The organism is Pseudonocardia sp. P1, assembly GCF_000178675.2.
In the GTDB taxonomy this organism is placed as follows: Bacteria; Actinomycetota; Actinomycetes; order Mycobacteriales; family Pseudonocardiaceae; genus Pseudonocardia.
Window position 1 is genome coordinate 5,686,830 of the sequence record NZ_ADUJ02000001.1, and the last position, 23,111, is coordinate 5,709,940.

Annotated in this window: 24 protein-coding genes and 1 pseudogene; 9 read left to right on the top strand and 16 right to left on the bottom strand. The window is 75.4% G+C overall.

Features of this window, described 5'->3' with window-relative positions:
• Nucleotides 1-3 precede the first annotated feature (3 nt).
• On the bottom strand, nt 4-1,005 hold the full coding sequence (locus tag PP1_RS26480) for a LysR family transcriptional regulator (RefSeq protein WP_010226282.1): 1,002 nt from the start codon (nt 1,003-1,005) through the stop codon (nt 4-6).
• A gap of 214 nt (nt 1,006-1,219) precedes the next feature.
• Between PP1_RS26480 and PP1_RS26485 the strand changes: the two genes are divergently transcribed.
• Nucleotides 1,220-2,479 carry a Glu/Leu/Phe/Val family dehydrogenase gene (locus PP1_RS26485; RefSeq protein WP_010226280.1) on the top strand — a complete coding sequence of 420 codons (1,260 nt, stop codon included), beginning with the start codon at nt 1,220-1,222 and terminating at the stop codon, nt 2,477-2,479.
• 146 nt (nt 2,480-2,625) lie between these two features.
• On the opposite strand, the pseudogene mntA reads toward PP1_RS26485, so the two are convergent.
• The 4 genes and pseudogenes from mntA to PP1_RS26500 form a co-directional block, all read right to left on the bottom strand.
• A pseudogene (gene mntA, locus PP1_RS31640) lies at nt 2,626-3,054 on the bottom strand (type VII toxin-antitoxin system MntA family adenylyltransferase antitoxin); the annotation flags it as partial.
• Nucleotides 2,942-3,352: a DUF5313 family protein gene (locus PP1_RS26490; RefSeq protein ID WP_139316820.1), complete on the bottom strand. Its 411-nt coding sequence runs from the start codon at nt 3,350-3,352 to the stop codon at nt 2,942-2,944. The pseudogene mntA and the gene PP1_RS26490, both read right to left, overlap by 113 nt.
• Before the next feature lie 48 nt (nt 3,353-3,400).
• Complete coding sequence (locus PP1_RS26495; RefSeq protein WP_010226277.1) at nt 3,401-4,132, bottom strand: DUF1990 family protein; 732 nt, start codon at nt 4,130-4,132, stop codon at nt 3,401-3,403.
• 5 nt (nt 4,133-4,137) lie between these two features.
• Entirely contained in the window at nt 4,138-4,362 is a 225-nt protein-coding gene (locus tag PP1_RS26500) for a hypothetical protein (RefSeq protein ID WP_010226276.1), read from the bottom strand.
• A 44-nt stretch (nt 4,363-4,406) separates the two neighbouring features.
• Here PP1_RS26500 and PP1_RS26505 point away from each other — a divergent pair, with 44 nt between their 5' ends.
• From PP1_RS26505 to PP1_RS26530, 6 genes are all read left to right on the top strand, one after another.
• Nucleotides 4,407-5,141: a DUF1990 family protein gene (locus PP1_RS26505; protein ID WP_010226275.1), complete on the top strand. Its 735-nt coding sequence runs from the start codon at nt 4,407-4,409 to the stop codon at nt 5,139-5,141.
• Nucleotides 5,142-5,165: 24 nt separating this feature from the next.
• The gene (locus PP1_RS26510; protein ID WP_010226274.1) at nt 5,166-6,074 is read left to right on the top strand and encodes an enoyl-CoA hydratase-related protein; all 909 of its coding nucleotides are present in this window, start codon (nt 5,166-5,168) and stop codon (nt 6,072-6,074) included.
• Nucleotides 6,075-6,260: 186 nt separating this feature from the next.
• Nucleotides 6,261-7,061, top strand: coding sequence for a ribosomal RNA small subunit methyltransferase A (locus PP1_RS26515; RefSeq protein WP_060575418.1), 801 nt, complete (start codon nt 6,261-6,263; stop codon nt 7,059-7,061).
• 208 nt (nt 7,062-7,269) lie between these two features.
• Nucleotides 7,270-8,595, top strand: coding sequence for an MFS transporter (locus tag PP1_RS26520; RefSeq protein ID WP_010226272.1), 1,326 nt, complete (start codon nt 7,270-7,272; stop codon nt 8,593-8,595).
• Nucleotides 8,592-9,959 carry an LLM class flavin-dependent oxidoreductase gene (locus tag PP1_RS26525; RefSeq protein ID WP_075314496.1) on the top strand — a complete coding sequence of 456 codons (1,368 nt, stop codon included), beginning with the start codon at nt 8,592-8,594 and terminating at the stop codon, nt 9,957-9,959. The genes PP1_RS26520 and PP1_RS26525 overlap by 4 nt, the downstream gene beginning before the upstream one ends.
• Before the next feature lie 142 nt (nt 9,960-10,101).
• On the top strand, nt 10,102-11,448 hold the full coding sequence (locus PP1_RS26530; RefSeq protein WP_083697182.1) for a phosphodiester glycosidase family protein: 1,347 nt from the start codon (nt 10,102-10,104) through the stop codon (nt 11,446-11,448).
• Here PP1_RS26530 and PP1_RS26535 read toward each other — a convergent pair.
• Genes PP1_RS26535 through PP1_RS26565 form a run of 7 tightly spaced genes read right to left on the bottom strand, consistent with a single transcriptional unit; the run spans nt 11,403 to nt 17,129 of the window.
• Nucleotides 11,403-12,065, bottom strand: coding sequence for a TetR/AcrR family transcriptional regulator (locus PP1_RS26535; protein WP_227012824.1), 663 nt, complete (start codon nt 12,063-12,065; stop codon nt 11,403-11,405). The genes PP1_RS26530 and PP1_RS26535 overlap by 46 nt on opposite strands.
• A gap of 28 nt (nt 12,066-12,093) precedes the next feature.
• A complete protein-coding gene (locus PP1_RS26540) occupies nt 12,094-13,122 on the bottom strand; it encodes a PDR/VanB family oxidoreductase (RefSeq protein ID WP_010237344.1) in 1,029 nt (342 codons plus the stop codon).
• Entirely contained in the window at nt 13,119-14,027 is a 909-nt protein-coding gene (locus tag PP1_RS26545) for a metal-dependent hydrolase (RefSeq protein ID WP_010237342.1), read from the bottom strand. The genes PP1_RS26540 and PP1_RS26545 overlap by 4 nt, the downstream gene beginning before the upstream one ends.
• Nucleotides 14,024-15,817, bottom strand: a complete 1,794-nt coding sequence (locus PP1_RS26550; protein ID WP_249266014.1) for an SDR family oxidoreductase — start codon at nt 15,815-15,817, stop codon at nt 14,024-14,026. Before PP1_RS26550 ends, PP1_RS26545 begins: the two co-directional genes overlap by 4 nt.
• Before the next feature lie 42 nt (nt 15,818-15,859).
• Complete coding sequence (locus PP1_RS26555) at nt 15,860-16,249, bottom strand: VOC family protein (RefSeq protein ID WP_010239043.1); 390 nt, start codon at nt 16,247-16,249, stop codon at nt 15,860-15,862.
• Complete coding sequence (locus PP1_RS26560; protein WP_010239041.1) at nt 16,246-16,542, bottom strand: ArsR/SmtB family transcription factor; 297 nt, start codon at nt 16,540-16,542, stop codon at nt 16,246-16,248. Before PP1_RS26560 ends, PP1_RS26555 begins: the two co-directional genes overlap by 4 nt.
• A gap of 32 nt (nt 16,543-16,574) precedes the next feature.
• Entirely contained in the window at nt 16,575-17,129 is a 555-nt protein-coding gene (locus tag PP1_RS26565; RefSeq protein ID WP_075314492.1) for a hypothetical protein, read from the bottom strand.
• A 127-nt stretch (nt 17,130-17,256) separates the two neighbouring features.
• Between PP1_RS26565 and PP1_RS26570 the strand changes: the two genes are divergently transcribed.
• Nucleotides 17,257-18,147 carry an alpha/beta fold hydrolase gene (locus PP1_RS26570; protein ID WP_010239947.1) on the top strand — a complete coding sequence of 297 codons (891 nt, stop codon included), beginning with the start codon at nt 17,257-17,259 and terminating at the stop codon, nt 18,145-18,147.
• 9 nt (nt 18,148-18,156) lie between these two features.
• On the top strand, nt 18,157-18,945 hold the full coding sequence (locus tag PP1_RS26575) for a crotonase/enoyl-CoA hydratase family protein (protein ID WP_010239949.1): 789 nt from the start codon (nt 18,157-18,159) through the stop codon (nt 18,943-18,945).
• 9 nt (nt 18,946-18,954) lie between these two features.
• Here the strand turns inward: PP1_RS26575 and PP1_RS26580 are convergent, their stop codons facing one another.
• The 4 genes from PP1_RS26580 to PP1_RS26595 all read right to left on the bottom strand — a co-directional run bounded on the left by PP1_RS26580 (nt 18,955) and on the right by PP1_RS26595 (nt 22,891).
• Nucleotides 18,955-20,244: a serine hydrolase domain-containing protein gene (locus PP1_RS26580; protein ID WP_010239951.1), complete on the bottom strand. Its 1,290-nt coding sequence runs from the start codon at nt 20,242-20,244 to the stop codon at nt 18,955-18,957.
• A gap of 175 nt (nt 20,245-20,419) precedes the next feature.
• Entirely contained in the window at nt 20,420-21,703 is a 1,284-nt protein-coding gene (locus PP1_RS26585; RefSeq protein WP_010239955.1) for an Nramp family divalent metal transporter, read from the bottom strand.
• Nucleotides 21,704-21,753: 50 nt separating this feature from the next.
• A complete protein-coding gene (locus tag PP1_RS26590; RefSeq protein ID WP_010239958.1) occupies nt 21,754-22,260 on the bottom strand; it encodes a GNAT family N-acetyltransferase in 507 nt (168 codons plus the stop codon).
• Nucleotides 22,261-22,264: 4 nt separating this feature from the next.
• Complete coding sequence (locus tag PP1_RS26595; RefSeq protein WP_010239960.1) at nt 22,265-22,891, bottom strand: IMPACT family protein; 627 nt, start codon at nt 22,889-22,891, stop codon at nt 22,265-22,267.
• Between the last annotated feature and the right edge of the window lie 220 nt (nt 22,892-23,111).

Genomic DNA, 23,111 nt, shown 5'->3' on the forward strand with positions numbered 1-23,111 from the left:
TTCTCAGCCGAGGCCGAGCTGTGCGCCCTCCGTGCCGAGCTCCGCGGGGGCGGGCTCCTCCGGTGCCGGGGCCGGTGCCGGGACGGGCAGCGTGGTGTCGGCGCCGAGTCCCTTCTCCGCCGCCGAAGTGCGGACGGCGTCGACGACCAGCATCAGCGCCGCGCGGCGCGCCGAGCCGGTCCGGTAGGCGAGGGACACCGTGCGGGTGAGCGTGTCCCCGAGCGCGACGACGTCGACCCCCGGGGGACGCAGCGCGAGCCCGAGGTCGGTCACCAGCGTCACGCCCAGGCCGGCGGCGACCATCGCCATCGCGGTCGCCTGTTCCTCGACCTCGTGGTCGATCCGCGGCCGGAAACCGGCGGCCTGGAAGGCGAGCCGTACCGCGTGCCCGAAGTGCGATCGTGCCGGGGACACGATCCACGGGTGCTCGGCGAGCTCGGCGAGCGTCACGCTGGCCGTCGGCACCGCACCGGCGGGGACCGCCGCGTAGAGCCGCTCGACCGCGATCACCGCCCGCTCCAGGCCCTTGTCCCAGGTCATCGGGTAGTTCGAGTAGTCGATGACGAACGACAGGTCGAGCTCGCCGTCGCGGACCGCGGCCGCCGTCTCCTCCGGGGCGAGCTCGCGGGTGCGTACCTCGACTCCCGGATGGGTCCGGGCCAGCGCGGTGAGTGCGTCGGGGAGCAGGCCGGACGCCACCGACGCCCACACCCCGGCTGTGAGCTTCGCCGCGACGGACTCGCCGGCCTCCTCCAGGGCCTGGGTCGCGCGCTCGACCGAGGCGAGGATCTCCTCGGCGTGCTCGGCGAGCAGCACCCCGAGGTCGGTGAGCTGGACCCGGCGCCCGCGGCGCTCGAACAGCCTGGTCCCGACGTCGCGTTCGAGCTGCGCGAGCTGCTGGGACACCGCGGACGCGGTGTAGTGCAGGGCCGTCGCGGCGGCGGTGATCGTCCCCCGCCGGTGCAGCTCACGCAGCATCCGCAGGCGCGGCAGCGACAGGTCCATGGCGGCGAGCCTAGGCGTTGTGCAGGAACGGTGAACACCGCCGTGAATGATCCGTAAATGGACGCCGGGCGGGATCCGGCCCCAGGCTGGCCCCACCGGCACGGCAGGCCGCCGACCGGGTGGACGACGAGGTCCGGACAGGCGATGACGTGGCCGGCGTCCACCCCTCGGTGGCGGCGGTGACCGGTAGAGCACGACGAGGAGGTGGGTCGCCATGACGACGATGCAGAACCCGGCCGGAGGCACCCCGCAGGTTGCCGCGCAGACCGTTCCGGCCGCCGGTGTCCCGGCTCCGGCCGTCGCCCCCGCGATCCGCCGTTCCGAGCCCTACATGCGGCTGCAGTGGAACGACTCGGTCACCGGCGCCGTCGGCTACCTCGTGGTGCACACCCTGCGGGCGGGGCTCGCCACCGGCGGGACCCGGATGCGCGCCGGCTGCACGCTGAGCGAGGTCGAGGACCTGGCCCGCGGCATGGCCAACAAGACCGCCACCTTCGACCTGCCGATCGGCGGGGCCAAGGGCGGCATCGACTTCGACCCCAAGGACCCGCGGGCCGTCGAGGTGCTCGAGCGCTTCTGCGAGGCCATGCGCCCGTGGATCGACGCGCACTGGGTCACCGCGGAGGACCTGGGCGTCCCGCAGCACCTGATCGACGAGGTCTTCGAGCGGCTCGGCCTGGGCCAGAGCTACCACGCCGCGATCAGCCGGGCGGCCGACCCGGCCGCCACCCTGGAGCGTGTCCGCACCGGTCTGACCGCGAAGGTCGAGGGCGGCTTCGAGCTCGGTGACGTGATCGGCGGCTACGGCGTCGCGCACGCCTGTCTCGCCGCCGCCGTGTCCTGGGGCCAGATCCCCGCCGAGACCACCGTCGCGATCCAGGGCGTCGGCACGATGGGCGGCGCGGCCGCCTACTACCTGCACGAGGCCGGGGTGAAGGTCACCACGGTGGCCGACGCCGCGGGCACCCTGCACTGCGCGGACGGCCTGGACGTCCCGGCGCTGCTGGACCTGCGCGACGGCTACGGCGAGATCGACCGGACCCGGCTGCCCGCCGGCGTCGAGCAGCTGCCGCGCCCCGCGATCCTGGCCGCCGACGCCGACATCCTCGTCCCGGCCGCGATCTCCTACGCGATCACGCCGGACAACTCGTTCGACGTCCGGGCGCGGGTGGTCGTCGAGGCCGCGAACGCCGCCACCACGCCGGAGGCCGAGGCCATGCTGGCCGCCCGGGGCGTGCCGGTGCTGCCGGACTTCGTCGCCAACGCCGGTGCGGTCGCCTGGGCCTGGTGGCTGCTGCTGGGCGAGGTCGACGACGTTCCGGAGAACTCGTTCGACCGGCTCCGCACGGTGATGCACAGCAAGGTCGCGCAGCTGCTCACGGCCTGGGCCGACGAGGGCGTCACCCCCCGCGAGTCCGGGCACCGCTGGGCCGACGACCCGGCGCCGACCACCGGGCCGGTCGTCGTCCCCTGAGCCACGACCGCTCCACGACGGCCCGGACCCCACGGTCCGGGCCGTCGTGCGTGCGGGATCCGGCGGGTCAGCGCAGACCTTCCCGGGCGACCCGGGCGAGGAAGGACCGCGTGGTCTGCTCGACGACGGGGCGGAACCTCGACCCAGCGCATCCGGGCGTCGACCTCGAACCGGACCCGGACGGCGTCGTCGGCGCTGTACAGCAGGCGGCCGGCCTCGGCGACCCGCCCCTGCAGCTCCAGACCCGCACGGGCGAGGTCGACGACGTCGACCCGGGTACCGAGCACCGCCGCGAGATCCGCCGCGAGCCGCTCGGTGGCGTCGAGGGGGAGGTCGTCGCGTCCGAACAACACCGCGACGTCGTGATCGCTGTCGGGCCGGGCACGCCCCTCGGCGCGCGACCCGAACAGGTAGGCCACCGTCACGTCGTGCGCGGCGAGGACCGCGTCGAGGCCGGTGGGGTCAGCCCGCGCGGTCCTGCCGGCTGCGCTCGTCGCGGTGCAGCTCGTCGTGCCGCAGGCGCTCGGTGACGTGCTGCTCGGAGCGCCGCGCCTCCCGCGTCGCGGCGGCCGCACCGACCGGGTAGCCGGCCTTCATCACCCGCGTCTCGCACGCCTCGACGGTGTAGACGGCCGAGTAGAAGTAGCCGATCAGGGCACCCGACACGATCGCGCCCAGCCGCACCCAGGGCGGGCCGGGGACGACCAGGTACAGCACGACCAGCAGCGGGAGCAGCTGGACGGTCGTGCGGGCGAGGTGGCGCAGCACCCAGGTGCGGCAGGTGACGTCGTGCAGGACCCACCGGTGGTGCCGCTCGGGCAGGCGGGCACCGAAGGCGTAGGCCAGCCAGCGGAGGGGATTCGGACGTCGCATCTCGGAGTCCATGTTAGGTGACCCTCACTTCCATGGCCACGTGACCTGTCACGCCCCCGGGTGGCGGACGAGGTGGGCGACGAGGTCGGTCGCCGCGCGGGGACTCCCCGCCGGGGCGACGGTCACCCCGTCCGGTCCCGGCACCGGCTCCGGCAGCGGGTGGCCGCTCCGGGCCCCGGCGAGCAGGTCCCGGACCCGCTGTCCCGCCCGATGGTAGAACTCCAGCTGCACCGCGCGCCCGAACAGCCCGAAACCCAGGCGGTAGAACGGGTTCGGGATCCGGGCGGGCCGGGAGAAGGCGCGGATGACGAACTCCACCTCGCCGTCCGCCAGGTCCTTCACCACCTCGTAGGTGAGCCGGCCGCGTTCGAGGTGCCCGTCGAGCGTCTCGTAGGTCCAGCCCCAGATCCGCTTCCCGTCGCGGGTGGTGTCGACGACGTCCGTCACCCGGACGCCCAGGTGGAACCGCAGCGGCCCGAACCGGCCCTCCAGCAGCATGTCCCGGCCGAGCAGCGGGTCGGCCGGGCGGAACACGCCGCGCAGCCGGTGGTGGTCGGTGAACTGGTAGCCGCGCACCACGGCGCACGCCCGTTCCCAGTCGCCGTCGGGAACGGGGTCGCCGGGCGGCTCGGAGCCGACGAGGGCGCGGCCGTGGTCGACGTGCCAGCGCCGGTCCGACGCGGTGACCGGCGCGTCGGCCGCGTCGAAGTTCACCGCGCGGGCGGCGAGGCCGTCGAGGTCGGCGCGGCGGCGCTCGGGATCGGGACGGTTCCTGCGCACGCCGCTCAGGACCGCTGCTCCTCGCGCCGCATCGAGTCGCCGATCATCCACAGCATCGACGGCCACAACCCCACGAACACCGCCCGCCGCTCGGCGTTGCCGCGCTCGTCCTGGTCGACCGTCTTGGCGCGCAACCACAACCCGATGGACAGCCCCACCGACCCGAGCGAGATCCACTGCAGGTGCGCGCCGCGCAACCCGCTCCGGCGCACCACCGATCCGACCGTCATGTCCGGAAGGTTCCCCGCCCGCGGGCCGGGTACACCCCGGTGCGATGACGAACCCGACGCACACCCGCACCCCACCGGTGACCGGCGACCGGCGCTCCCGGCGGGTCGCCGCGCTCGCCCGGTGGCCGGTGGCACTCGTCCTGGTGTCCTGGCGGTACTTCTGGCGGACCACGCCGATCCACCGCAGCGACGTCGTGGGGGACCGGTCCGACCTGCCACCGCCGGCTCCCCACGGCGCCGGCGACGAGCGTGTCCAGCGCCCCGAGGACGGGCGCGGCACGTTGCTGCACCGTCGCTACTCGGTCCGGATCCGGGGCTCGTCGCTGGGCCCGGAACAGCTGATGGAGCGGCTCGCGGCGAACCACGACCGGTGGTCGCCGGAGTTCGCGGTGTTCCGCCGCACCCGCGGCACGCCCGGCCGGACGGCCGTCGGTGACGAGTTCCTCATCCGGATGCCCGGCCCCTGGGACGGACCGGTCCGGGTGTGCGCCGCCGACCCGACGAGCTTCACGTTCGTCACCCTGCGCGGGCACCTCGAGGCCGGCCGGATCACGTTCGCCGTGCGGAGCGACGGCGACCGGCTGGTCTTCTCGATCGAGTCCTGGGCGCGGCCCGGGGACCGGCTCTCGCACCTGCTCTACAACCACCTCCGGGTGGCGAAGGAGGTGCAGCTCAACATGTGGACGCACGCCTGCATCCGCGCCGCGGCGCTGGCCGGGGGACGCCCGGACGGCGGCGTGACCGTGCGGACGCGGCGGTTCGGGGCTCGTCGTGGGTGATCACGCACGGCAGACTCGGCGGGCATGAGCACCGTCGCTTCCGAGTTCACCGAGATCGCCTACGACGTCGAGGACCGGGTCGCCACGATCACCCTGGACCGCCCGGACCGGCTCAACGCCTTCACCGCGACGATGGCCCGCGAGCTGATCGCCGCCTACGACCTCGCCGACGCCGACGACGGGGTCCGCGCGATCGTCCTGACCGGCCGCGGCCGCGGGTTCTGTGCCGGTGCCGACCTGGGCCGCGGCGGGGCGTCGTTCGACGCGAACGACCCGCAGCGCGCCGCGGACCGGGCCCGGGTCGGCCGGATCGGCGACGTGCCGCGCGACGGCGGCGGCACCGTCACGATGCGGATGGCCTCGCTGCGGACACCGGTGATCGCCGCCGTCAACGGCCCGGCCGTCGGGATCGGGGCGACGATGACGCTGCCCGCCGACATCCGGCTGGCCGCGTCGTCGGCGCGGTTCGGGTTCGTCTTCGCCCGCCGCGGCCTGGTGCCGGAGGCGGCGTCGAGCTGGTTCCTGCCCAGGATCGTCGGGATCTCGCAGGCGATGGAGTGGGCCGCGACCGGCCGGGTGTTCGACGCCGCCGAGGCGCACGCCGGCGGGCTGGTGTCCCGCGTCGTCGACGACGGCGAGCTCCTGGCCACGGCACGGGCCATCGCCACCGAGATCGCGGAGAACACGTCCGCGGTGTCGGTCGCGCTGACCCGCCAGCTGCTGTGGGGGATGCTCGGCGCGCCGAGCCCGTGGGACGCGCACCGCGCCGACTCCGCGGCCATCCACCACCTCGGCCAGGGCCGCGACGCCGCCGAGGGGGTCGTGTCGTTCCTGGAGAAGCGGCCGCCGGAGTTCCCGGCGACCGTGACGGAGGACTACCCGGACCACGTCGTCGAGCCCTGGCCCGGCCGGCCCGGCGACCTGACGGACTGAAACCCCGGTGCGTGGCCGCCACGGCCCGGCTAACGTCCGGGCCGTGGCAGCCTTCATGCGCCTGCGCGTCGCCTGACGGCGGCGCCCAGCACCTCTCCGCGGCACCGCCGTCCCCGCAGCCGGTCCTGTACCCCTGCCGGGCGGCGCCCTCTCGCGCGCGTCCGGCTCCCCACCCGGGAGCCCCCGTTGACGACCCGTCGCACCCGTCCCACCCCGCTCGGCCGGCACGAGCACGGCCAGAACTTCCTCGCCGATCCCGCCGTCCCGGCCGCGCTGGCCGCCGTAGCCGCCGGCTGGCCGCCCCGCCCGCTCCTCGAGCTCGGCGCCGGTGACGGCGCCCTCACCGCCGCCCTGCTCGACCTCGGCCGGCCGGTCACCGCGGTCGAGCTGGACCCGTACCGTGCGTCCCGGCTGGGGGAGCGGTTCGGCACCGCCGTCGACGTCCGCCACGGCGATCTCGTCCGGGAGCCGCTGGGCCGCGCGGTCGACGTCGTCTCCAACGTCCCGTACGCGCTCACCACCCCGCTGCTGCGCCGGCTCCTCGCGGCGCCGCGGTGGGGGCATGCGCTGCTCCTGCTGCAGTGGGAGGTCGCCCGCAAGCGGGCCGCGGTCGGGGGCACGACGGCGCTGACCGCGCGCTGGTGGCCCTGGTACGAGTTCCGGCTGCACGGGCGGGTGCCCGCGCGGTCGTTCCGGCCCGTCCCGTCGGTGGACGGCGGGATCCTGGAGATCGCCCGCCGGGACCGGCCGCTGGTGGACGGTCCGGCGGGGGGATACCAGCGTCTCGTCGACGCGGTGTTCGGCGGGCGCGGCCGCGGGGTCGTCGACGTCGTCGGGCGGCGGTACGGGCGGCGGGTCGCCCGCGACTGGGCCGCCACGTGCGGGATCGGCGCCCGCGCGCTGCCCCGCGACCTGGGCGTCGCCGCCTGGGCCGACCTGCACGCCCGTACCCGCGACGGGGCCCCGCCGTCACGCCACACCCGGTGAGCCGCACGCGGTGCTGCTCACTCTCCGTTGCGCCGGAGGTGTCCGGTCTGTTCGGCTGGGCCCTGTGGAGCGCACGGAGCTGACCCGCAGGCGGTGGCTGGACCACGGCCGCCTGTCGTCGCACGCCTGTCGCTGACGCCGCGTCGTCACCATCCAGCCCCCGGGCCGTCTCCCGGCCGGGGCCCTCCCACCTCCCGGCAGGTCACCCGTGTCCAGCACGTCCGCACGTCCCGGTGCGTCCCCGCGCCGCGCCGCCGTCGCCAGCCTCATCGGCACCACCATCGAGTGGTACGACTTCTACCTCTACGCCACCGCCGCCGCGCTGGTCTTCGCGCCGCTGTTCTTCACCGACGTCGACCCGGCGGCCGGCGTGCTCGCGTCGTTCGCGACCTACGCCGCCGGGTTCGGTGCGCGGCCGATCGGTGCCGTCGTCGCGGGGCACCTCGGGGACCGGGTCGGACGCCGGTCGGTGCTGGTGGGGTCGCTGGTCCTGATGGGCGCGGCGACCACGCTGATCGGGCTGCTGCCCACCTACCCGACGGCGGGGCTGCTCGCCCCGGTCCTGCTCGTCGTGCTGCGGCTGGTCCAGGGGCTCGCCGTCGGTGCCGAGTGGGCCGGTGCGGTGCTGATGGCCGTCGAGCACGCCGACGGCGAGCAGCACGCCCGCCGCCGCGGCTTCTACGGCAGCTTCCCGCAGATCGGGTCGTCGGCGGGGATGCTGCTCGCGTCCGGTGTGTACGCGTCGGTGCTCGCGATCGCCGGGAAGGAGGCGTTCCTCGCCGGTGCCTGGCGGATCCCGTTCCTGCTCAGCTTCGTGCTGGTGATCGTCGGCCTCGCGATCCGGCTGACCCTGGCCGACCCGGCCGTGTTCACCGCCGCCCGCGACTCCGGCACGCTGTCCCGCCGCCCGGTGCTGGAGGTGCTGCGCACCGACTGGCGGACCGTGCTGCTGACGATCGGCAGCCGGATCGCGCAGAACTCCGTCTACATCCTGGCGACGACGTTCGCGCTGACCTACCTCGCGCAGGGCACCGACGCCGCCGAGAGCGCCGGGCTGACCGCCGTGATCATCGCGTCGGCGATCGGGCTGTTCTCGACTCCGCTCTGGGCGATGCTCTCCGACCGGGTCGGCCGCAAGCCCGTCTACCTGATCGGCGCGATCGGCGCGCCGCTGTTCCTCGGCGGGTTCTTCCTGCTGCTCGACACCGGGTCCACCGTGATGGTCGTGGTCGGCATGGTCGTGCTGGTGAACCTGTTCCACGACGCGATGTACGGCCCGCAGGCCGCCTGGTACGGCGAGCTGTTCGACACCCGGCTCCGCTACAGCGGCGCCTCGCTCGGCTACCAGATCGGGTCGGTGATCGGCGGGACGACGCCGCTGGTCGCGACCGCGCTGCTGCTGGCGGGCGACGGGCGCCCGTGGCTGATCTGGGGGTACTTCGGGCTGCTGTTCGCGCTCTGCATCGGCTCGACGGTCCTGCTGCCCGAGACCCACCGGGCCGGTCTGCGCCGTGATGAGAGGGTCGCCGCATGACCGGCCGCATCCTGCTGAACGCCTTCGACATGGCCTGTGTGGGCCACCAGTCCGCCGGACTCTGGCGGCACCCGTCCGACGAGGGGTACCGCTACACCGACCTGGAGCACTGGACGTCGCTGGCGACGATGCTGGAGGAGGGCGGGTTCGACGCACTGTTCCTCGCCGACGTCCTCGGCGTGTACGACGTCTACGGCGGGTCCCGGGACGCCGCCGTCCGTGCGGCCGCGCAGGTCCCGCTCGCCGACCCGCTGCTGCTGGTCCCGGCGATGGCGGGGGTGACGTCGCGGCTCGGGTTCGGGGTGACGGTCTCGGTCGCCTACGAGCACCCGTACGCGCTGGCCCGCCGGTTCGCCACCCTCGACCACCTCACCCGCGGCCGGGTCGCGTGGAACGTCGTGACGTCCTACCTGGACTCCGCGGCACGCAACCTCGGCCGGTCCGGGCAGATCCCGCACGACGAGCGCTACGAGCTCGCGGAGGAGTTCCTGGAGGTCTGCTACAAGCTGTGGGAGGGCTCCTGGGCCGACGACGCGGTCGTCCGGGACGCGGAGCGGGGCGTGTTCACCGAGCCGGACCGGGTGCACGACATCGCGCACCACGGCCGCTGGTTCGACGTGCCCGGCGCGTTCCTGACCGAGCCGTCGCCGCAGCGCACCCCGGTCATCTTCCAGGCAGGCGCCTCGCCACGGGGTGCCCGCTTCGCCGGGACGCACGCCGAGGCCGTGTTCGTGTCCGGGCCATCGCCCGCCGTGGTGCGCCGCTCGGTGGACGCCGTCCGCGCCGAGGCCGAGCGGGCGGGCCGGGACCCGCGCTCGGTGAAGGTCTTCGGGATGCTCACGGCGATCGCGGGGGAGACCGACGACGCGGCGCACGCCACCCTGCGCGAGTACCTGGAGCTGACCGACCCGCAGGCCGCGCTGGCGCTGTTCGGCGGCTGGTCCGGTGTGGACCTGTCCGGCGCGGGGCCGGGCCAGAAGCTGGAGTACGTGCAGACCGAGTCGACCCGGTCCGCGCTGGCGTCCTTCACCGGCCCGGACCGGGACTGGACGGTCTCCGAGCTCGCGGAGTTCATCACCGTCGGCGGGCGCGGACCGGTCGTCGTCGGGTCCGGGGCGACGGTGGCCGACGAGCTGGAGCGGTGGGCGGACGAGGCCGACCTCGACGGCTTCAACCTCGCCTACGCGGTCACCCCGGGCACCATGCGCGACATCGTCACGCACGTCGTGCCGGAGCTGCGCCGCCGCGGCCGGATGCCCGCCGCGGCCGACGCCGGCGGCCCGACCCTGCGCGAGCGCTACGGCACCGGCGACGGCGCCCGGCTCGCGGGGGACCACCCGGGGGCGGGGTACCGCAAGCTCTGAACCCGTGCCCCGGTGAGCGCGGTCGCAGCCGGCCACGGACGGACTACCCACGGCCGGGTGAAATGCGGACACGGCTCCACCGTTCCCCGCACCCGGCATGATCATCTCGACCCCGTCGGAACGGCGATCGGGGGGAGCGGTCATGTCGGGTCGGGTGGGTCACCGGAGCTCCGGGCCACTGACGGCGGTCGCGCTCGCCGCGCTGGTCCCCGTCCTCGCCGCCCCGGTCGCGCCGGCCCCGGCACCCGCGGGTGCCGCGCTCGCCGCCGCCCCGGCCGCGGTCCCCGGGCAGACCCACGGCACCCACCGGGCCGCCGGATCCGCCGGATCCGCTGGCACTGACGGCAGCACCGTGCGCCCCGCCGCCGCACCCGTGCCCGCACCCTTCGCGCCCGCGCCGGTGCCGGGCCCGGAGGCGGCGCCCGCGCCGCGCCCCGCAGCCCCCGCCGTCACCCACCGCGAGGAGCGGATCGACACCCCGGCCGGCCCGGTGACCACCGACGTCGTCGTCGCCGACCTGCGGCGCGACGGCGTGCGGGCCACCCTCCTGACCGGTGCGACCGTCGGTGACCGTTCCGACGTGCCCGCACACGCCGCGCGCGGTGGCGCCCTCGCCGCCGTCAACGGGGACTTCTTCGACCTCTCGCGCAGCAACGCCCCGGCCGGGCCGTCGGTGCGTGACGGCACGCTCCTGACCTCGGCCGTCCCGCCCGGCCGCCGGCTCGCTCCGGCCGTGCCGGGCAGCGAGCCGGGCGACGTGCTCGCCGTCGACGCGGGCGGGACCCCGCGGATCGACCGCGTCACCCTCGCCGCCTCGGTCACCGGCCCGGACGGGCCGCTGACGATCCGCACCCTGAACGCCTACGCCGTCCCCGTCGGCGGCATCGGCCTGTTCACCTCCGACTGGAACGGCGACCGCAACGCGGCCCTGTGCGGCAGCGACACCGACCGCGACGCGCCGTGCGCCCCGGACCGGATCGAGGTGGTGGTCCGCGACGGCGCCGTCGCCGAGGTCCGCCCGCCCGGCGCCGGGCCGGTCCCGCCCGGCGACCGGATCCTCGCCGGTCGCGACGAGGGCGCGGCCGCGCTGCGCGGCCTCGCCGTCGGCGACCGGGTCACGGTCCGTTCGCGCGCCGTCGCCGAGTCGGGTGCGGCGCCCGAGACCGCCGTCGGGGGCAGCCCGATCCTGCGCGACGGCGCCCCCGTCCCCGGCCTCGACACGGCCTCCCGGGACCCGCGCAGCGCCGCCGGGATCACCGGCGACGGCCGGCTCGTGCTCGTCACCACCGACGGGCGTGAGTCCACCAGCGTCGGCACGACCCTCAGCGAGACCGCGGAGCAGCTGCGCCGGGCGGGCGCGGTCGACGGCGTCAACCTCGACGGCGGCGGGTCCTCGACGATGGTGTTCGGCGGGCAGGTCGTGAACCGGCCCTCGGAGGACGCCTACCGGCTGGTGCCGAACGCGCTGGGCATCGTCGCGCCCTCCTGAGCGCCGGGCCCGTCGTCGCAGCGGACCGTCACCGCGAGCATCGCGAACAGCTGCTCGACCAGCCAGCCCCGCAGCCGGTCGCGGTCGGGCTCGCGGTCCGCCTCCAGCCAGGACAGGGCCGATCCCTCGACGAGTGCCACCCAGCCGCGCAGCGTCATCAGCTGCAGCCGGGACGGTCCCGGGACCCCGCCGCGCACGCACAGCAGGTCGACGATGTGGTCCCGGACGCCGTCGACCAGCGCGTCGGTCGCGCCGGTCGAGATCACCGACCCGCTGCGCAGCAGCGCCACGTAGGCGCTGCCGTGACGCTGCACGACGTCGAGGAACACGTCCAGCGCCTCACCGAGCTGCTCGGCGAGCGGCCCGTCGGCGGGCAGCGCGACCCGCTCGATCAGCTCGTCGGCGACGCTGCCCAGCGCCGCGACGTGCAGCTCCTCCATGCTCGAGAAGTAGCGGTAGAACAACGCCCGGGAGACGTCCGCGGCCCGGGTGACGTCCTCGATCGCGACCTCCTCGGGCGACCGGCGGCCGTAGAGGTCCAGCGCGGCGGACACGAGCTGTGCACGCCGGGCCTCGGGCGTCATGCGCCGGGGTGAACGGGTCGGGGTCGTCGCCATCACCCCAGAGGGTACGGACCGGCCGGGTCTAGCGACCGAGGTCGACGACGACACGGTCGCCCTCCGCCCGGCCGACGCACAGCGCGGTCCGGCCGGGACCGGCCGGGTCACCGGTCGTCGTGCCCGCCAGCAGCGGGACGTGGCAGGTGCCGCAGAAGCCCTGCCGGCACGAGTACGGGACGTCCGGGCGCACCTCGCGCACCGCGTCCAGCGCCGTCCGGTCCGCGGGCACCGCGATCTCCGGACCGCCCGCGACCTGCACGGTGAAGGGCCTGCCGTCCCGGATCGGGGGCGGGGAGAACCGCTCGGAGTGGAACCGGCGCACCGCGGGCAGCGCGCGGCGCACCGTCTCGATCATCGCGGGCGGGCCGCAGCAGTAGACGGCGGTGACGTCGTCGGCGGTGCCCGCCGAGAGCAGCTCGTCCGCGCCGGGCGCGCCGCGGTCGTCGTCCGGGCGGCGGACCACCCGCCGCGGGTCGAGCGCGGCGAGCTCGGCGGACAGCGGCATCGACCCGAGGTCGCGTCCGGTGTGGACCAGCCGCCACGGCAGGCCCGCGGCGTGCACGGCACGCACCATCGGCGCGATCGGTGTGATCCCGATGCCACCGGCCAGGAACAGGTACCCGGGAGCGGCGGCCAGCGGGAACGCGTTGCGCGGCCCGTGCAGCCGCAGCCGGGCCCCGGGCACGAGCCCGTGCACCTCGGCGGAACCCGTCCCGCCGGGGACCGCGCGCACCGCGATCCGGTACACCGACCGGTCGGCAGGGTCCCCGCACAGCGAGTACTGGCGCAGCCGCCCGGACGGCAGCTCGACGTCGACGTGTGCGCCGGGCCGCCAGCCGGGCAGCGGCGCGGGGCCGGCCGGCACCAGTTCGAGCGACGCGACGTCAGGGCACGGCCGGTGCACCGACCGGACCTCGACGAGCAGCGTCCGGTCCACCGGGTCCGACGGGCGGCGGCGCCGGGCGCCGCGGGCCGAGAGCCGCTGCGCGAGCGTCGTCACCGCCGACAGCGTGGTCGCGGCCCGGTTCGGGTACGGCGGCGGGGCGACGCTCATGCCGTGCCGCCGGTCTCCGGGTGCTCCCCGCCCTCGGCGCGGCGCGCTGCGGGGGAGAGCGCCAGGTAGGCCACCGCGGCGTCGGTGTCACCGTGCCGGGCGGGATGGAAGCGCGGGCTCAGGTAGGTCAGCACGGCGCGGGTGAACATCCACGGTCCCGGGACCAGGCCGCGCCGCGACGCCCGCAGGTAGTCCCGCAGCCGCACCCGCCGCTGCGGGGTGCCGCGCAGCTGCGGGTCGCGCGCGCAGAGCTGGCGGGTGCCGTCGGCCCAGAGCTTCGCCAGCGCCGGGCCGCTGACGACCATCGACCGGATGCGGCGCAGGTACCGGCCGTCGAGATGGACGTAGAGGTCGTGCGCGACGCTGCGGTGCTCGACCTCCTCGGCGCCGTGCCAGCGCAGCATGTCGAGCATCTGCGGGTCCGCACCGGCGGCGTCGAGCTCGGGGGAGTGCAGCACCCACTCCCCGAGCACCGCCGTGAAGTGCTCGATCGCCGCGATCAGCCCGACCCGCTCGACCAGCCACTCGCGGGCGTCGTCGCCGGTCAGCCCGCGGTCGCCCAGCAGGTCGTTGAAGATCCATTCGACCTGCTCGACGTACCGCGAGACGTCCACACCGGCGTCGAGCAGGTGGTCCAGTGCCCCCTGGTGCGACGTCGCGTGCATCGCCTCCTGCCCGATGAACCCGCGGACGTCCTCGGCGAGTGCCTCGTCGTGCACGTGCGGCAGCGCCTGCGAGAAGACCTCGACGAACCACCGCTCGCCCTCGGGCAGCAGCAGGTGCAGCACGTCGATGAGGTGCGAGGCGAACGGCTCGCCGGGGATCCAGTCGGTGCGGAGGGTGGAGAAGTCGAACCGGACGTCGCGGGCGTGCAGGGCGATCCGGTCGTCGTCGGCAGTGCTCATCGGCGGTGCTCCTCCCGGGCGGGGGTCGGTGACGGACGGCCGGTGCCGCCGTCGACGCGGGCGACGGCGCGCAGCAGGCCCGGGGCCAGGCGTGAGGCCAGCAACCCGGCGTGTGCCTCGGCGGTGACCGGGGCGAGCGGCAGGTCGCCCTCGACGGCCCGGACGAGCCGCCGGGCGACCCGCTCGGGGGTGTAGCCGCGCCGTGCGTAGGCGGCGCCGGCCGCGCGGCGGCGGGCGTCCTGCTCGTCGTCGCCGGTCCCGGCGAACCGGGTGTGAGCGGTGATCGGGGTGTCGACGAAGCCCGGGCACAGTGCCGTGACGCCGACGCCGGCGTCCGCCAGCTCGGCGCGCAGGCACTCGGACAGCATCAGCACGGCCGCCTTGGTGGTCGCGTAGGCGGGCAGCGCGCGGGACGGGAGGAAGGCGGCGGCCGACGCCGTGTTGACGATGTGGCCGCCCTCGCCGTGCTCGGTCAGCAGCGCCCCGAAGTGCCGGCAGCCGTGCACGACGCCCCACAGGTTCACGTCGACGATGCGCTGCCACTCGGCGAGCGTCGTCTCGGCGAACGGCCCGGCGACGGCGATCCCCGCGTTGTTGACGACGACGTCGGGCACCCCGTGCTCGGCGGCGACCCGGCCGGCGAGCTCGGCGACGGCGGCGTCGTCGGCCACGTCGACGGTGTGCGCGACCGCTCGGCCCCCGGCCCGCTCGACCTGCGCCACGGTCTCCGCGGCGCCGTCGGCGGACAGGTCCGCGACGACGACGCGGGAGCCCCGGGCGGCGAACGCGAGCGCGGTCGCGCGGCCGATCCCGCTGCCCGCCCCGGTGACGACGGCGAGCCCGCCGTCCCAGCGCACGGCCCGGTCCCGGCGCCCGCCGGAGGCGACCAGTGCGGTGCCCCGGGAGCGTGCGCGGGCGAGGGCGGGCCCGCCCTCCCCGGTGGTGCCGGTCGCGGTGGCGCCGGCGACCATCTCCGCGGTGCACCGGGCGATCACCTCCGGTCGCTGCCGGACCACCCAGTGCCCGCCGGGCAGATAGCGCACCCGCAGGTCGGGGGCGAACTCCGCCGCGCTCGTCGCCAGTGCGGGCGTCACGTACGCGTCGCCGCGCGGGGCGAGGAGCTGCACCGGGACGTCGGTCCGGCGCGGCTCGGGACGCCCGAGGCGGCGCGGGAGGTTGTGCCGGTACAGCTCCAGCCCGTTGACGGCGTCGCGCACCGCGGGCCGCGGGATCCGCTCGCGGCGGGTCAGCAGCCCCCCGAGGAACCCGCTGCGCACGGCCATCTCCGGCACCACCGGCAGCCGGAAGAACAGCGTGTACCAGGAGTGCGCGGCCTGCTTGAGGACCGCCCGCAGGTCGCGCGGGGACCGGCGGCGCAGGAACAGCGCGACGTGGTCCAGGCACGGCCCGGAGATCGAGGTGAAGGACGCGACCCGCCCGGCCAGGACGGTCCCGGTGACCGCGTGCCAGGTCTGGATGGCGCCCCAGTCGTGGGCGAGCAGGTGCACCGGCTCGCCGGGGGAAACGGCGTCGCACACCGCGCGCAGGTCGGCTCCGAGCAGTTCCAGGTCGTACCCGGCCGGGCCGGCGGGGGCCTCCGAGTCGCCGTGGCCCCGCACGTCGTAGGTGACGACGTGGTGGTCGGCCGCCAGGAGCTCGGCGACACCGTCCCAGACGTGCCGGTCGTCGGGGTAGCCGTGCACCGCGACGACGGTCGGCCGGGACGGGTCACCACGCTCCTCGACGGCCAGCCGGAGTCCGTCGGAGCTCGTCACCGCACTGTGAGACACCGCGTCATCGTAGAAAATCTGTCAACAAGACGCCAGGGGGTGCTACTTCATGGTGGCGAGCTGGATCAGGTTCCCGCAGGTGTCGTCGAGGACGGCGACCACGACGGGGCCCAGGTCGGTGGCCTCCTGGGTGAACTCGACACCCAGTCCCTTGAGGCGCTCGACCTCGGCGTACACGTCGTCGACGGCGAACTGGGTGAAGGGGATGCCGCCGGCGGTCAGGGCCTTCTTGAACGGGCCGGCGGCGGGGTGCCCGTCCGGCTCCAGCAGCAGCTCGACGCCGTCCGGGTCGGCGGGGGAGACCACGGTGAGCCACCGCGCGTCGCCCGCGGGCACGTCGGTCTTCGGGACGAAGCCGAGCTTGTCGGTGTAGAAGGCGAGCGCCTTGGCCTGGTCGTCGACCAGCACGCTGGTGACGTTGATGCGGATCATGGGAGGGGTCCTTCGCGGTCGACGGGCCACCGTTCGGCGATCGCGCGCAGCGGGCGCGCGTCGATGTGGTGGAACTTGTACCGGCCCTGGCGGCGGGTGCGCACCAGGCCGGCCTGTTCCAGCACCGCGAGGTGCTGGGAGACGGCCTGGCGGGTCGAGCCCAGGCCGTGCTTCATGGAGAGCCGGCCGCAGATCTCGAACAGGGTCTGCCCGTCCCGCTCGGTCAGCTCGTCCAGGATGATGCGCCGCGTCGCGTCCCCGATCGCCTTGAACAGGCCCGGGTCCGCGTCCACGGACCCTTTATAGGCAAGTATGTACTTGCCTGTCAAGAACGGCCGGCGCGCTCACCCGCCGACCACATCGTCGCGACCCGGCCGGTGACCCGGTCGTGCGCCGCGCGCACCGCGGGCCCGGCCGCCCGGATGCCCGCGAGGGCGTAGAGCAGCTCGCCGTCGGGCCCGTGGTCGAGGTCGAGCAGGCCGTGCGCGCGGGCCAGCCCGACGACGAGGTCCCCGGCCGTCGTGCGGGCGCACCCGGCCGCCCGGTCGAGCGCGGCCACCGGGCCGGGCTCCGCGCCCGGGAGCAGCAGCCGTCCCAGCGCGCGGGCCAGCCGTCCCAGGGCGTCGCAGTCGGCGGGGGAGACGGCGACCAGGCACAGGTCCGGGCACGGCCCGGGCCGGTAGCCCGGGCGGGCCTGGGCCGCGCGCAACGGTCCGGACAGCTGCCGCCATGCCCGCAGGGCGCCGCCGGCCGCGGCGGGCGCGTGCACGTCGGTCGCGAGCGCGGTGAGTGCGGCGGACAGCGTCCGGTCCACCCGGGACCAGGCGACCCGGTCCCGGGGCAGGGCGCGCAGGACGGTCCCGGTCGTCGTATCGCCCATGGCTCCTCCGCCCTGCCGCGACTGTTGCGGACCGGTTCGCCCGGGTCCGCCGCATCGTTACGGGGCGTGGCCAGAAGTGGGGAGGAGGTAGGTTCGGCGGATCCGTACCCGTCGATCGGAGGCGCGTGTGTCCGACCAGCCGCCCGCATGGTTCACCTCGGCGGTCGCCACGCCGGCCGGCACCGGGCAGGTCGAGGTGGACGGCGTCCCGATCGTCTACCGCACCTGGGGTGAGCCGGGCGGTCCCGGCGTCCTGCTGGTACACGGCGGGGCCGCGCACGCGCGCTGGTGGGACCACGTGGCGCCGTTGCTGGTGGAGGGCTCCCGGCGGGTCGTCGCCGTGGACCTGTCCGGGCACGGTGACTCCGGGCGCGCCCCGTCCTACGACCTGGACCGGTGGGCGGCCGAGCTGCGCGGGGTGATCGGCGCGGCCGGTCTGGGCGAGCGTCCGACGCTGATCGGGCACAGCATGGGCGGCTTCGTCACGCTCACCGCGGCCCTGCGCCACGGCGAGGAGCTCGCGGGTGCGGTCGCGGTGGACTCCCCGGTGCGGGAGCGCTCCCCCGAGGAGCGGGCCGCCCGGCAGCGGCGGGCGTTCGGCCCGGCCCGCGTGCACACCGACCGCGACGCGCTGCTCGCCCGTTTCCGCACCGTCCCCGAGCAGGACGGCGACCTGCCGTGGGTGCACCGCCACATCGCGGAGCACAGCATCCGTGCCGTCGACGGCGGCTGGAGCTGGAAGTTCGACCCGAAGATCTTCGGCGGGATCGGGCTGACGCCCGGCGAGCTCGGGCGGCCCGGGTGCCGGATCGCGCTGTTCCGCGCCGAGTACGGGCTCGTCCCGGCGGACATGGGGGAGATGGTCGTCGACCGGATGGGCCGCGCGGCCCCGGTCGTCGAGATCCCCGGAGCCGGGCACCACGTCATGATCGACCAGCCGCTGGCGCTGGTGACCGCGCTGCGCACGCTGCTCGCCGACTGGGAGCACTCGGTGCCCGTGGTGGCCCCGGCGTTCTAGAGTGGCGCCATGACCGAGCAGTCAGAGCTGACCGTTTCCGAGTCCGAGGTCCTGGTGGAGCGCCGCGACGGCGTCCAGGTGATCACCATCAACCGGCCCCGCGCGAAGAACGCCCTCAACGAGAACGTCGCGACGGCGGTGGCCGCGGCCGTCGACGAGCTCGACGCCGACGGCGACCTGCGCGCCGGGGTCCTCACCGGCGCGGGCGGGGTGTTCTCCGCCGGGATGGACCTCAAGGCGTTCCTGAAGGGCGAGCGGCCCTCGCTGCCCGGCCGCGGGCTGTGCGGGATCACCCAGCGGCCGCCGCGCAAGCCGATGATCGCCGCCGTCGAGGGCTGGGCGCTGGCAGGCGGCTTCGAGCTGATGCTGGCGTGCGACCTCGTCGTCGCCGCCCGTGGCGCCCGCTTCGGGGTGCCGGAGGTGAAGCGGTCGCTGGTCGCCGCGGCCGGTGGCGCGCTGGAGCTGGCGAACCGGGTGCCGCGGGCGCTGGCCCTGGAGATGCTGCTGACCGGCGACCCGATCGACGCCGCCCGCGCCGAGGCCGCGGGCCTGGTCAACCGGGTCGTCGACGACGGCGGCGCGCTCGACGCCGCCCTGGAGCTGGCCGCGCGGATCGCGGTGAACGGGCCGCTCGGCGTCGCGGCGTCGAAGCGGGTGGTGCTGGAGAGCCCGGACTGGGGCGACGACCGCTGGGCCCGGCACGACGACGTCGTCGGCCCGGTCCTGACCTCCGAGGACGCCCGCGAGGGCGCCGCCGCGTTCGCCGAGAAGCGCGACCCCGTGTGGCGGGGCCGCTGACCCCGGGCGTCACCCCGTGCTGGTCGGCGCCGCCGGAGCCGGTGCTTCGTCGAGCTGGTAGACCTGCCGGGCGACCTCCAGCAGCAGGGTGTTCGCGGTCTGCCGGCCGTCGAGCCCGACGGTCAGGTTGCTCCAGATCACCAGTGTCACGTCGTTGACCGGGTCGTGGCCGGCGAAGGCGTTGTAGCCCGGCATCTCGCCGAAGTGGAAGTACATGGTGGCGCCGGGGGCGAGTGTCTGGCGTTCGATGCCGTACCCGTACTGGGATGCGTCCGGCTCGGCCGGGTCCGCGGGACGCGGGCTGCCGGCCCACCGCTCCTGGGCCGCGGCGTCGAAGACCCGGCCCCCGGCCAGCGCCCGGATCCAGGCGGCGAGGTCGTCGGCGGTGGACACCGCGCCGCCCGCCGCCCAGGCGTAGGACGGGTTCTGGTGGGTGTGGTCGACGGGCGCCAGCGTCCCCGCCCGCGCCGCGGCCTGCACCTCCGGCGGGTACGGCACGTCCACCAGCGCGTACGCCGACCCGCCGTACATGTAGCCGTGCGAGTACGGGTCGGGCAGCGACGCGTCCGCGGCCGCCGGGAGGTACGTCGCCCGCAGGCCGAGCGGATCGAGCAGCCGGTCCCGGTACACCTGGCCCAGCGGCCTGCCCTCGACCTGCTCGACGACCAGGCCGAGCAGGGTGTAGTTCGTGTTGCTGTAGTCGTAGGCGGTGCCGGGCGGGAACAGCGGCGGGTGCCGGTACGCGATCGCCAGCGTCTTCTGCGGCGTCCAGACCTTCCCGGGATCGGCGTCGAGGGTCGCCGCGAACCCGGGGTCGCCGGTGAACCCGTACAGCCCGCTGCGCATCGTCAGCAGGTCGGCGACCGTGATGTCCCCGCCGCCGGGGACGCCCGGGACGTGGGCCGAGACCGGGTCGTCGAGCCGCAGCCTGCCCTCCTGCGCGAGCTGGACGACCACCGCGGCGGTCAGGGTCTTGGTGATGGAGGCGATCCGGACCCGGGTGGCGCCGTCCGGCCGGTCCGTGGCGCCGCGCCGGGTCGTGCCGGTGGTGGCGGTGAAGGCTCCCTGCGGGGTGCGGACCTCCACCACGGCGCCGGGGATCATCAGCTGTGCGGCGGTCCGGTCGACGGCGTCCTGCAGCGCTGCGGGGTCGATCGTCCGCAGCACCGGCGGGCCGCCCGGGACGGCCGGTGACGGGGTCGGTGTCGGTGCGGCCGGCGGGGCGCCGGCCGTCGACGGGGGTGCGGCACCCGCCGCGCACCCGCTCACCAGGAGGAGGACGGCCACGAGCACGCCCACGGGCCCACGCCCGGGCGGGTTCCGGCACCACTCGGCACGAGGACGCATCCGCTGCTCCGACGCTTCACGGGGCCCGCACCGGGCCGGTCCCACCCATGCTGGGGCAGGGCCCGTGGCGTCACAGCCACCGTCCGGACCAGCGGGGATGCGGGCGCCCGGGGTAGGCGAGACGGTGTCAGCCCGTCCCGGAGAACGTCTGCCAGAGCAGCACGCCGTTCAGCGCCACCACGATCGCGGTGACGACGACTGCCGCGGCCGTCGTGGCCCGGTGGTTCACCAGGTCGCCCATCACCGACCGCTTCGCCGTCAGCCACACCAGCGGGGCCAGCGCGAACGGGATCCCGAACGAGAGGACCACCTGCGACAGGACGAGCGCCTGCGTCGGGTCGATGTCGAAGCCGAGCACGACGAGTGCCGGGGCGAGCGTGAGCAGCCGGCGCAGCAGCAGCGGGATCCGCCGGCGCAGGAACCCGGCCATGATCACCTGCCCGGCGTAGGTCCCCACCCCGGACGAGGCGAACCCGGACGCCAGCAGCGCGATCGCGAACCCGTAGGCCGCGACGGCGTCGAGCTCGGTCCCGAGCCCGGCGAAGATCCCCTCCAGGGTGTCGGTGCCGGGCACGTCGGTGCCGAAGAACAGCGCGGCCGCGACGACCAGCATCGACAGGTTGACCAGCCCGGCCAGGCCCATCCCGAGCACGATGTCGGTCCGGCCGGTGCGCAGCAGGAAGCGGGTGTCCTCCGGGGAGCGCGCCACCAGCCGCTTCTGGGTCAGTGCCGAGTGCAGGTAGATCACGTGCGGCATGACGGTCGCGCCGAGGATGCCGGTGGCGAGCACCAGCGAGTCCAGACCCGCGAAGCCCGGGACGAGACCGGCGGCGACCCCGCCGGGATCGACGTCGGTGCGGAACAGCGTCGACGTCAGCCCGACCAGGATGATCGCGAGCAGGAACACGATCGCCCGCTCGAACGGCCGGTGCCCGCGCGACTGCAGGCCCAGCAGCGCGAACGCGATCACACCGGTGATCAGGCCGCCGGTGAACAGCGGGATCCCGAACAGCAGGTGCAGGGCGACCGCGCCGCCGATCACCTCGGCGAGGTCGGTGGCGATCGCGACCAGCTCGGCCTGCGCCCACATGAACCGGGTCCCCCACCGGGACAGGTGCTCCCGGCACAGCTCGGGCAGGTTCTTGCCGGTGGCGAGGCCGAGCTTCGCCGACAGCGACTGGATCAGCATCGCCATCAGGTTGGCGACGACGATCACCCAGACCAGCAGGTAGCCGTAGCCGGCGCCGGCCGAGAAGTTGGTGGCGAAGTTGCCGGGATCGACATAGGCGACCGCGGCGACGAACGCCGGGCCGAGCACGACCAGGCGGCCGCGCCAGCCGCGGCGGCGCAGCTGCTCGACCGTGACGGTCCCGGAGTCGGTCCCGGGGCCGTCGGTACGCACCGTCGCCATGGTCGCCCCCCGTGGTGTGAAGGTCCGGCGAAGACGGAGTGTAGGTGCGGCTAACTCTGCACGGAAGTGGGGTCCAGCCTGCGGTGCATCACGTGCAGGCCGGTCGTCGACCCGTCGGGGAGCCGGAACGCGTCCGGCACGATCCCGACCGTCGCGAACCCGAGCGAGTGCCACAGCGCGACGGCCCGGGTGTTGGTCGCGACGACCGCGTTGAACTGCATCGCCGTGTACCCGAGGGAGCCGGCCAGCGCGACGACGTGCTCACCCAGTGCGCGCCCGGTACCGCGCCCGGCCCGCTCCGGGTCGACGGCGAAGCTCGCGGTGGCCACGTGCGAGCCGGGGCCGGGCTGGTTCGGGCCGGTCTTGGCGGTGCCGACCACCACGCCGTCGTCGACGGCCACGACGACCCGCCCGGGCGGCGGGAGCATCCACATGCCGCGTGCCCACGTCTCGCCGGCGTCGACCGGCACGGTGTAGGTCCGGCCCTCGGCGAAGATCGGGCGCAGGACCGCCCAGATCGCCGGCCAGTCGTCGTCGGTCGCGTCCCTGATCTCCACCGGCTCAGGGTAGGTAGAGCTCGCGCGGGCCGGCGTCGAGGGCCTCGACCGAGCCGGCCGTGTGCTCGGCGAGCCAGTCGCCGAACCCGTCGACGTCGTCCTCGGCGACGGCCACGGTCAGCGTGACGTCCGCGCCGTGCTCGACGTCGCAGAGCCGGTAGGCGGAGTGGCGCAGGTCGTGCTCGAGGCGCCCGGCCCGGTCGTGCGGCACGGCGAGCAGCAGCTCGCGGTGCCGGACCCGGCGCAGCTCCCCGACGGTGTCGAGGGTCTCGGCCAGCGCGCCGGAGTAGGCCCGGACCAGGCCGCCCGCGCCGAGCTTGGTGCCGCCGAACCAGCGGGACACGACGGCGACGACGTCGGTGAGCCCGCGCCGGGCCAGCACCTCCAGCATCGGGACGCCTGCGGTGCCCGAGGGTTCGCCGTCGTCGTTCGAGCGGGCGGTGAGGTCCCCGGTGGCCGGGTCGCCGATCCGCAGGGCGGTGCAGTGGTGGGTGGCGTCCGGTCCGGCCCGCCGGACCCGCTCGATCACGGCGGTCGCGGCCTCGACCGTGCCGGTGCGGGCCACGGTGCACACGAAGCGGGAGCGCTGGATCTCGATCTCGTGCACCCCGTCGCGGGCGATCACCCGCACGACGCGCTCCGGGTCACACCGTGACGGCGCTCGCCATCGGCGGCGCCACGGGATCGATTCAGTGCAGACTGGTCGTGTCCGGTGAGGGGCTCCGCCCCACCCGGCGGTGCCGCCCCTCCCGGCACGAGAGCGGTCCCGGAGATCCGGGACCTCCGGGAGAAGAAGGGACCCACACCCATGAGCGACACCCTCCGCGTCCTCCGTAGCGGCCTCGGCACGA

What these genes read in the sequence shown, in the direction of transcription:
- PP1_RS26555 (WP_010239043.1), bottom strand. Translation starts at nt 16,249, where the DNA reads ATGATCCGCATCAACGTCACCAGCGTGCTGGTCGACGACCAGGCCAAG.
- PP1_RS26480 (WP_010226282.1), bottom strand. Translation starts at nt 1,005, where the DNA reads ATGGACCTGTCGCTGCCGCGCCTGCGGATGCTGCGTGAGCTGCACCGG.
- PP1_RS26505 (WP_010226275.1), top strand. Translation starts at nt 4,407, where the DNA reads ATGACGAACCCGACGCACACCCGCACCCCACCGGTGACCGGCGACCGG.
- PP1_RS26500 (WP_010226276.1), bottom strand. Translation starts at nt 4,362, where the DNA reads ATGACGGTCGGATCGGTGGTGCGCCGGAGCGGGTTGCGCGGCGCGCAC.
- PP1_RS26545 (WP_010237342.1), bottom strand. Translation starts at nt 14,027, where the DNA reads ATGAGCACTGCCGACGACGACCGGATCGCCCTGCACGCCCGCGACGTC.
- PP1_RS26535 (WP_227012824.1), bottom strand. Translation starts at nt 12,065, where the DNA reads ATGGCGACGACCCCGACCCGTTCACCCCGGCGCATGACGCCCGAGGCC.
- PP1_RS26575 (WP_010239949.1), top strand. Translation starts at nt 18,157, where the DNA reads ATGACCGAGCAGTCAGAGCTGACCGTTTCCGAGTCCGAGGTCCTGGTG.
- PP1_RS26565 (WP_075314492.1), bottom strand. Translation starts at nt 17,129, where the DNA reads ATGGGCGATACGACGACCGGGACCGTCCTGCGCGCCCTGCCCCGGGAC.
- PP1_RS26490 (WP_139316820.1), bottom strand. Translation starts at nt 3,352, where the DNA reads ATGCGACGTCCGAATCCCCTCCGCTGGCTGGCCTACGCCTTCGGTGCC.
- PP1_RS26530 (WP_083697182.1), top strand. Translation starts at nt 10,102, where the DNA reads ATGTCGGGTCGGGTGGGTCACCGGAGCTCCGGGCCACTGACGGCGGTC.
- PP1_RS26585 (WP_010239955.1), bottom strand. Translation starts at nt 21,703, where the DNA reads ATGGCGACGGTGCGTACCGACGGCCCCGGGACCGACTCCGGGACCGTC.
- PP1_RS26525 (WP_075314496.1), top strand. Translation starts at nt 8,592, where the DNA reads ATGACCGGCCGCATCCTGCTGAACGCCTTCGACATGGCCTGTGTGGGC.
- PP1_RS26510 (WP_010226274.1), top strand. Translation starts at nt 5,166, where the DNA reads ATGAGCACCGTCGCTTCCGAGTTCACCGAGATCGCCTACGACGTCGAG.
- PP1_RS26485 (WP_010226280.1), top strand. Translation starts at nt 1,220, where the DNA reads ATGACGACGATGCAGAACCCGGCCGGAGGCACCCCGCAGGTTGCCGCG.
- PP1_RS26540 (WP_010237344.1), bottom strand. Translation starts at nt 13,122, where the DNA reads ATGAGCGTCGCCCCGCCGCCGTACCCGAACCGGGCCGCGACCACGCTG.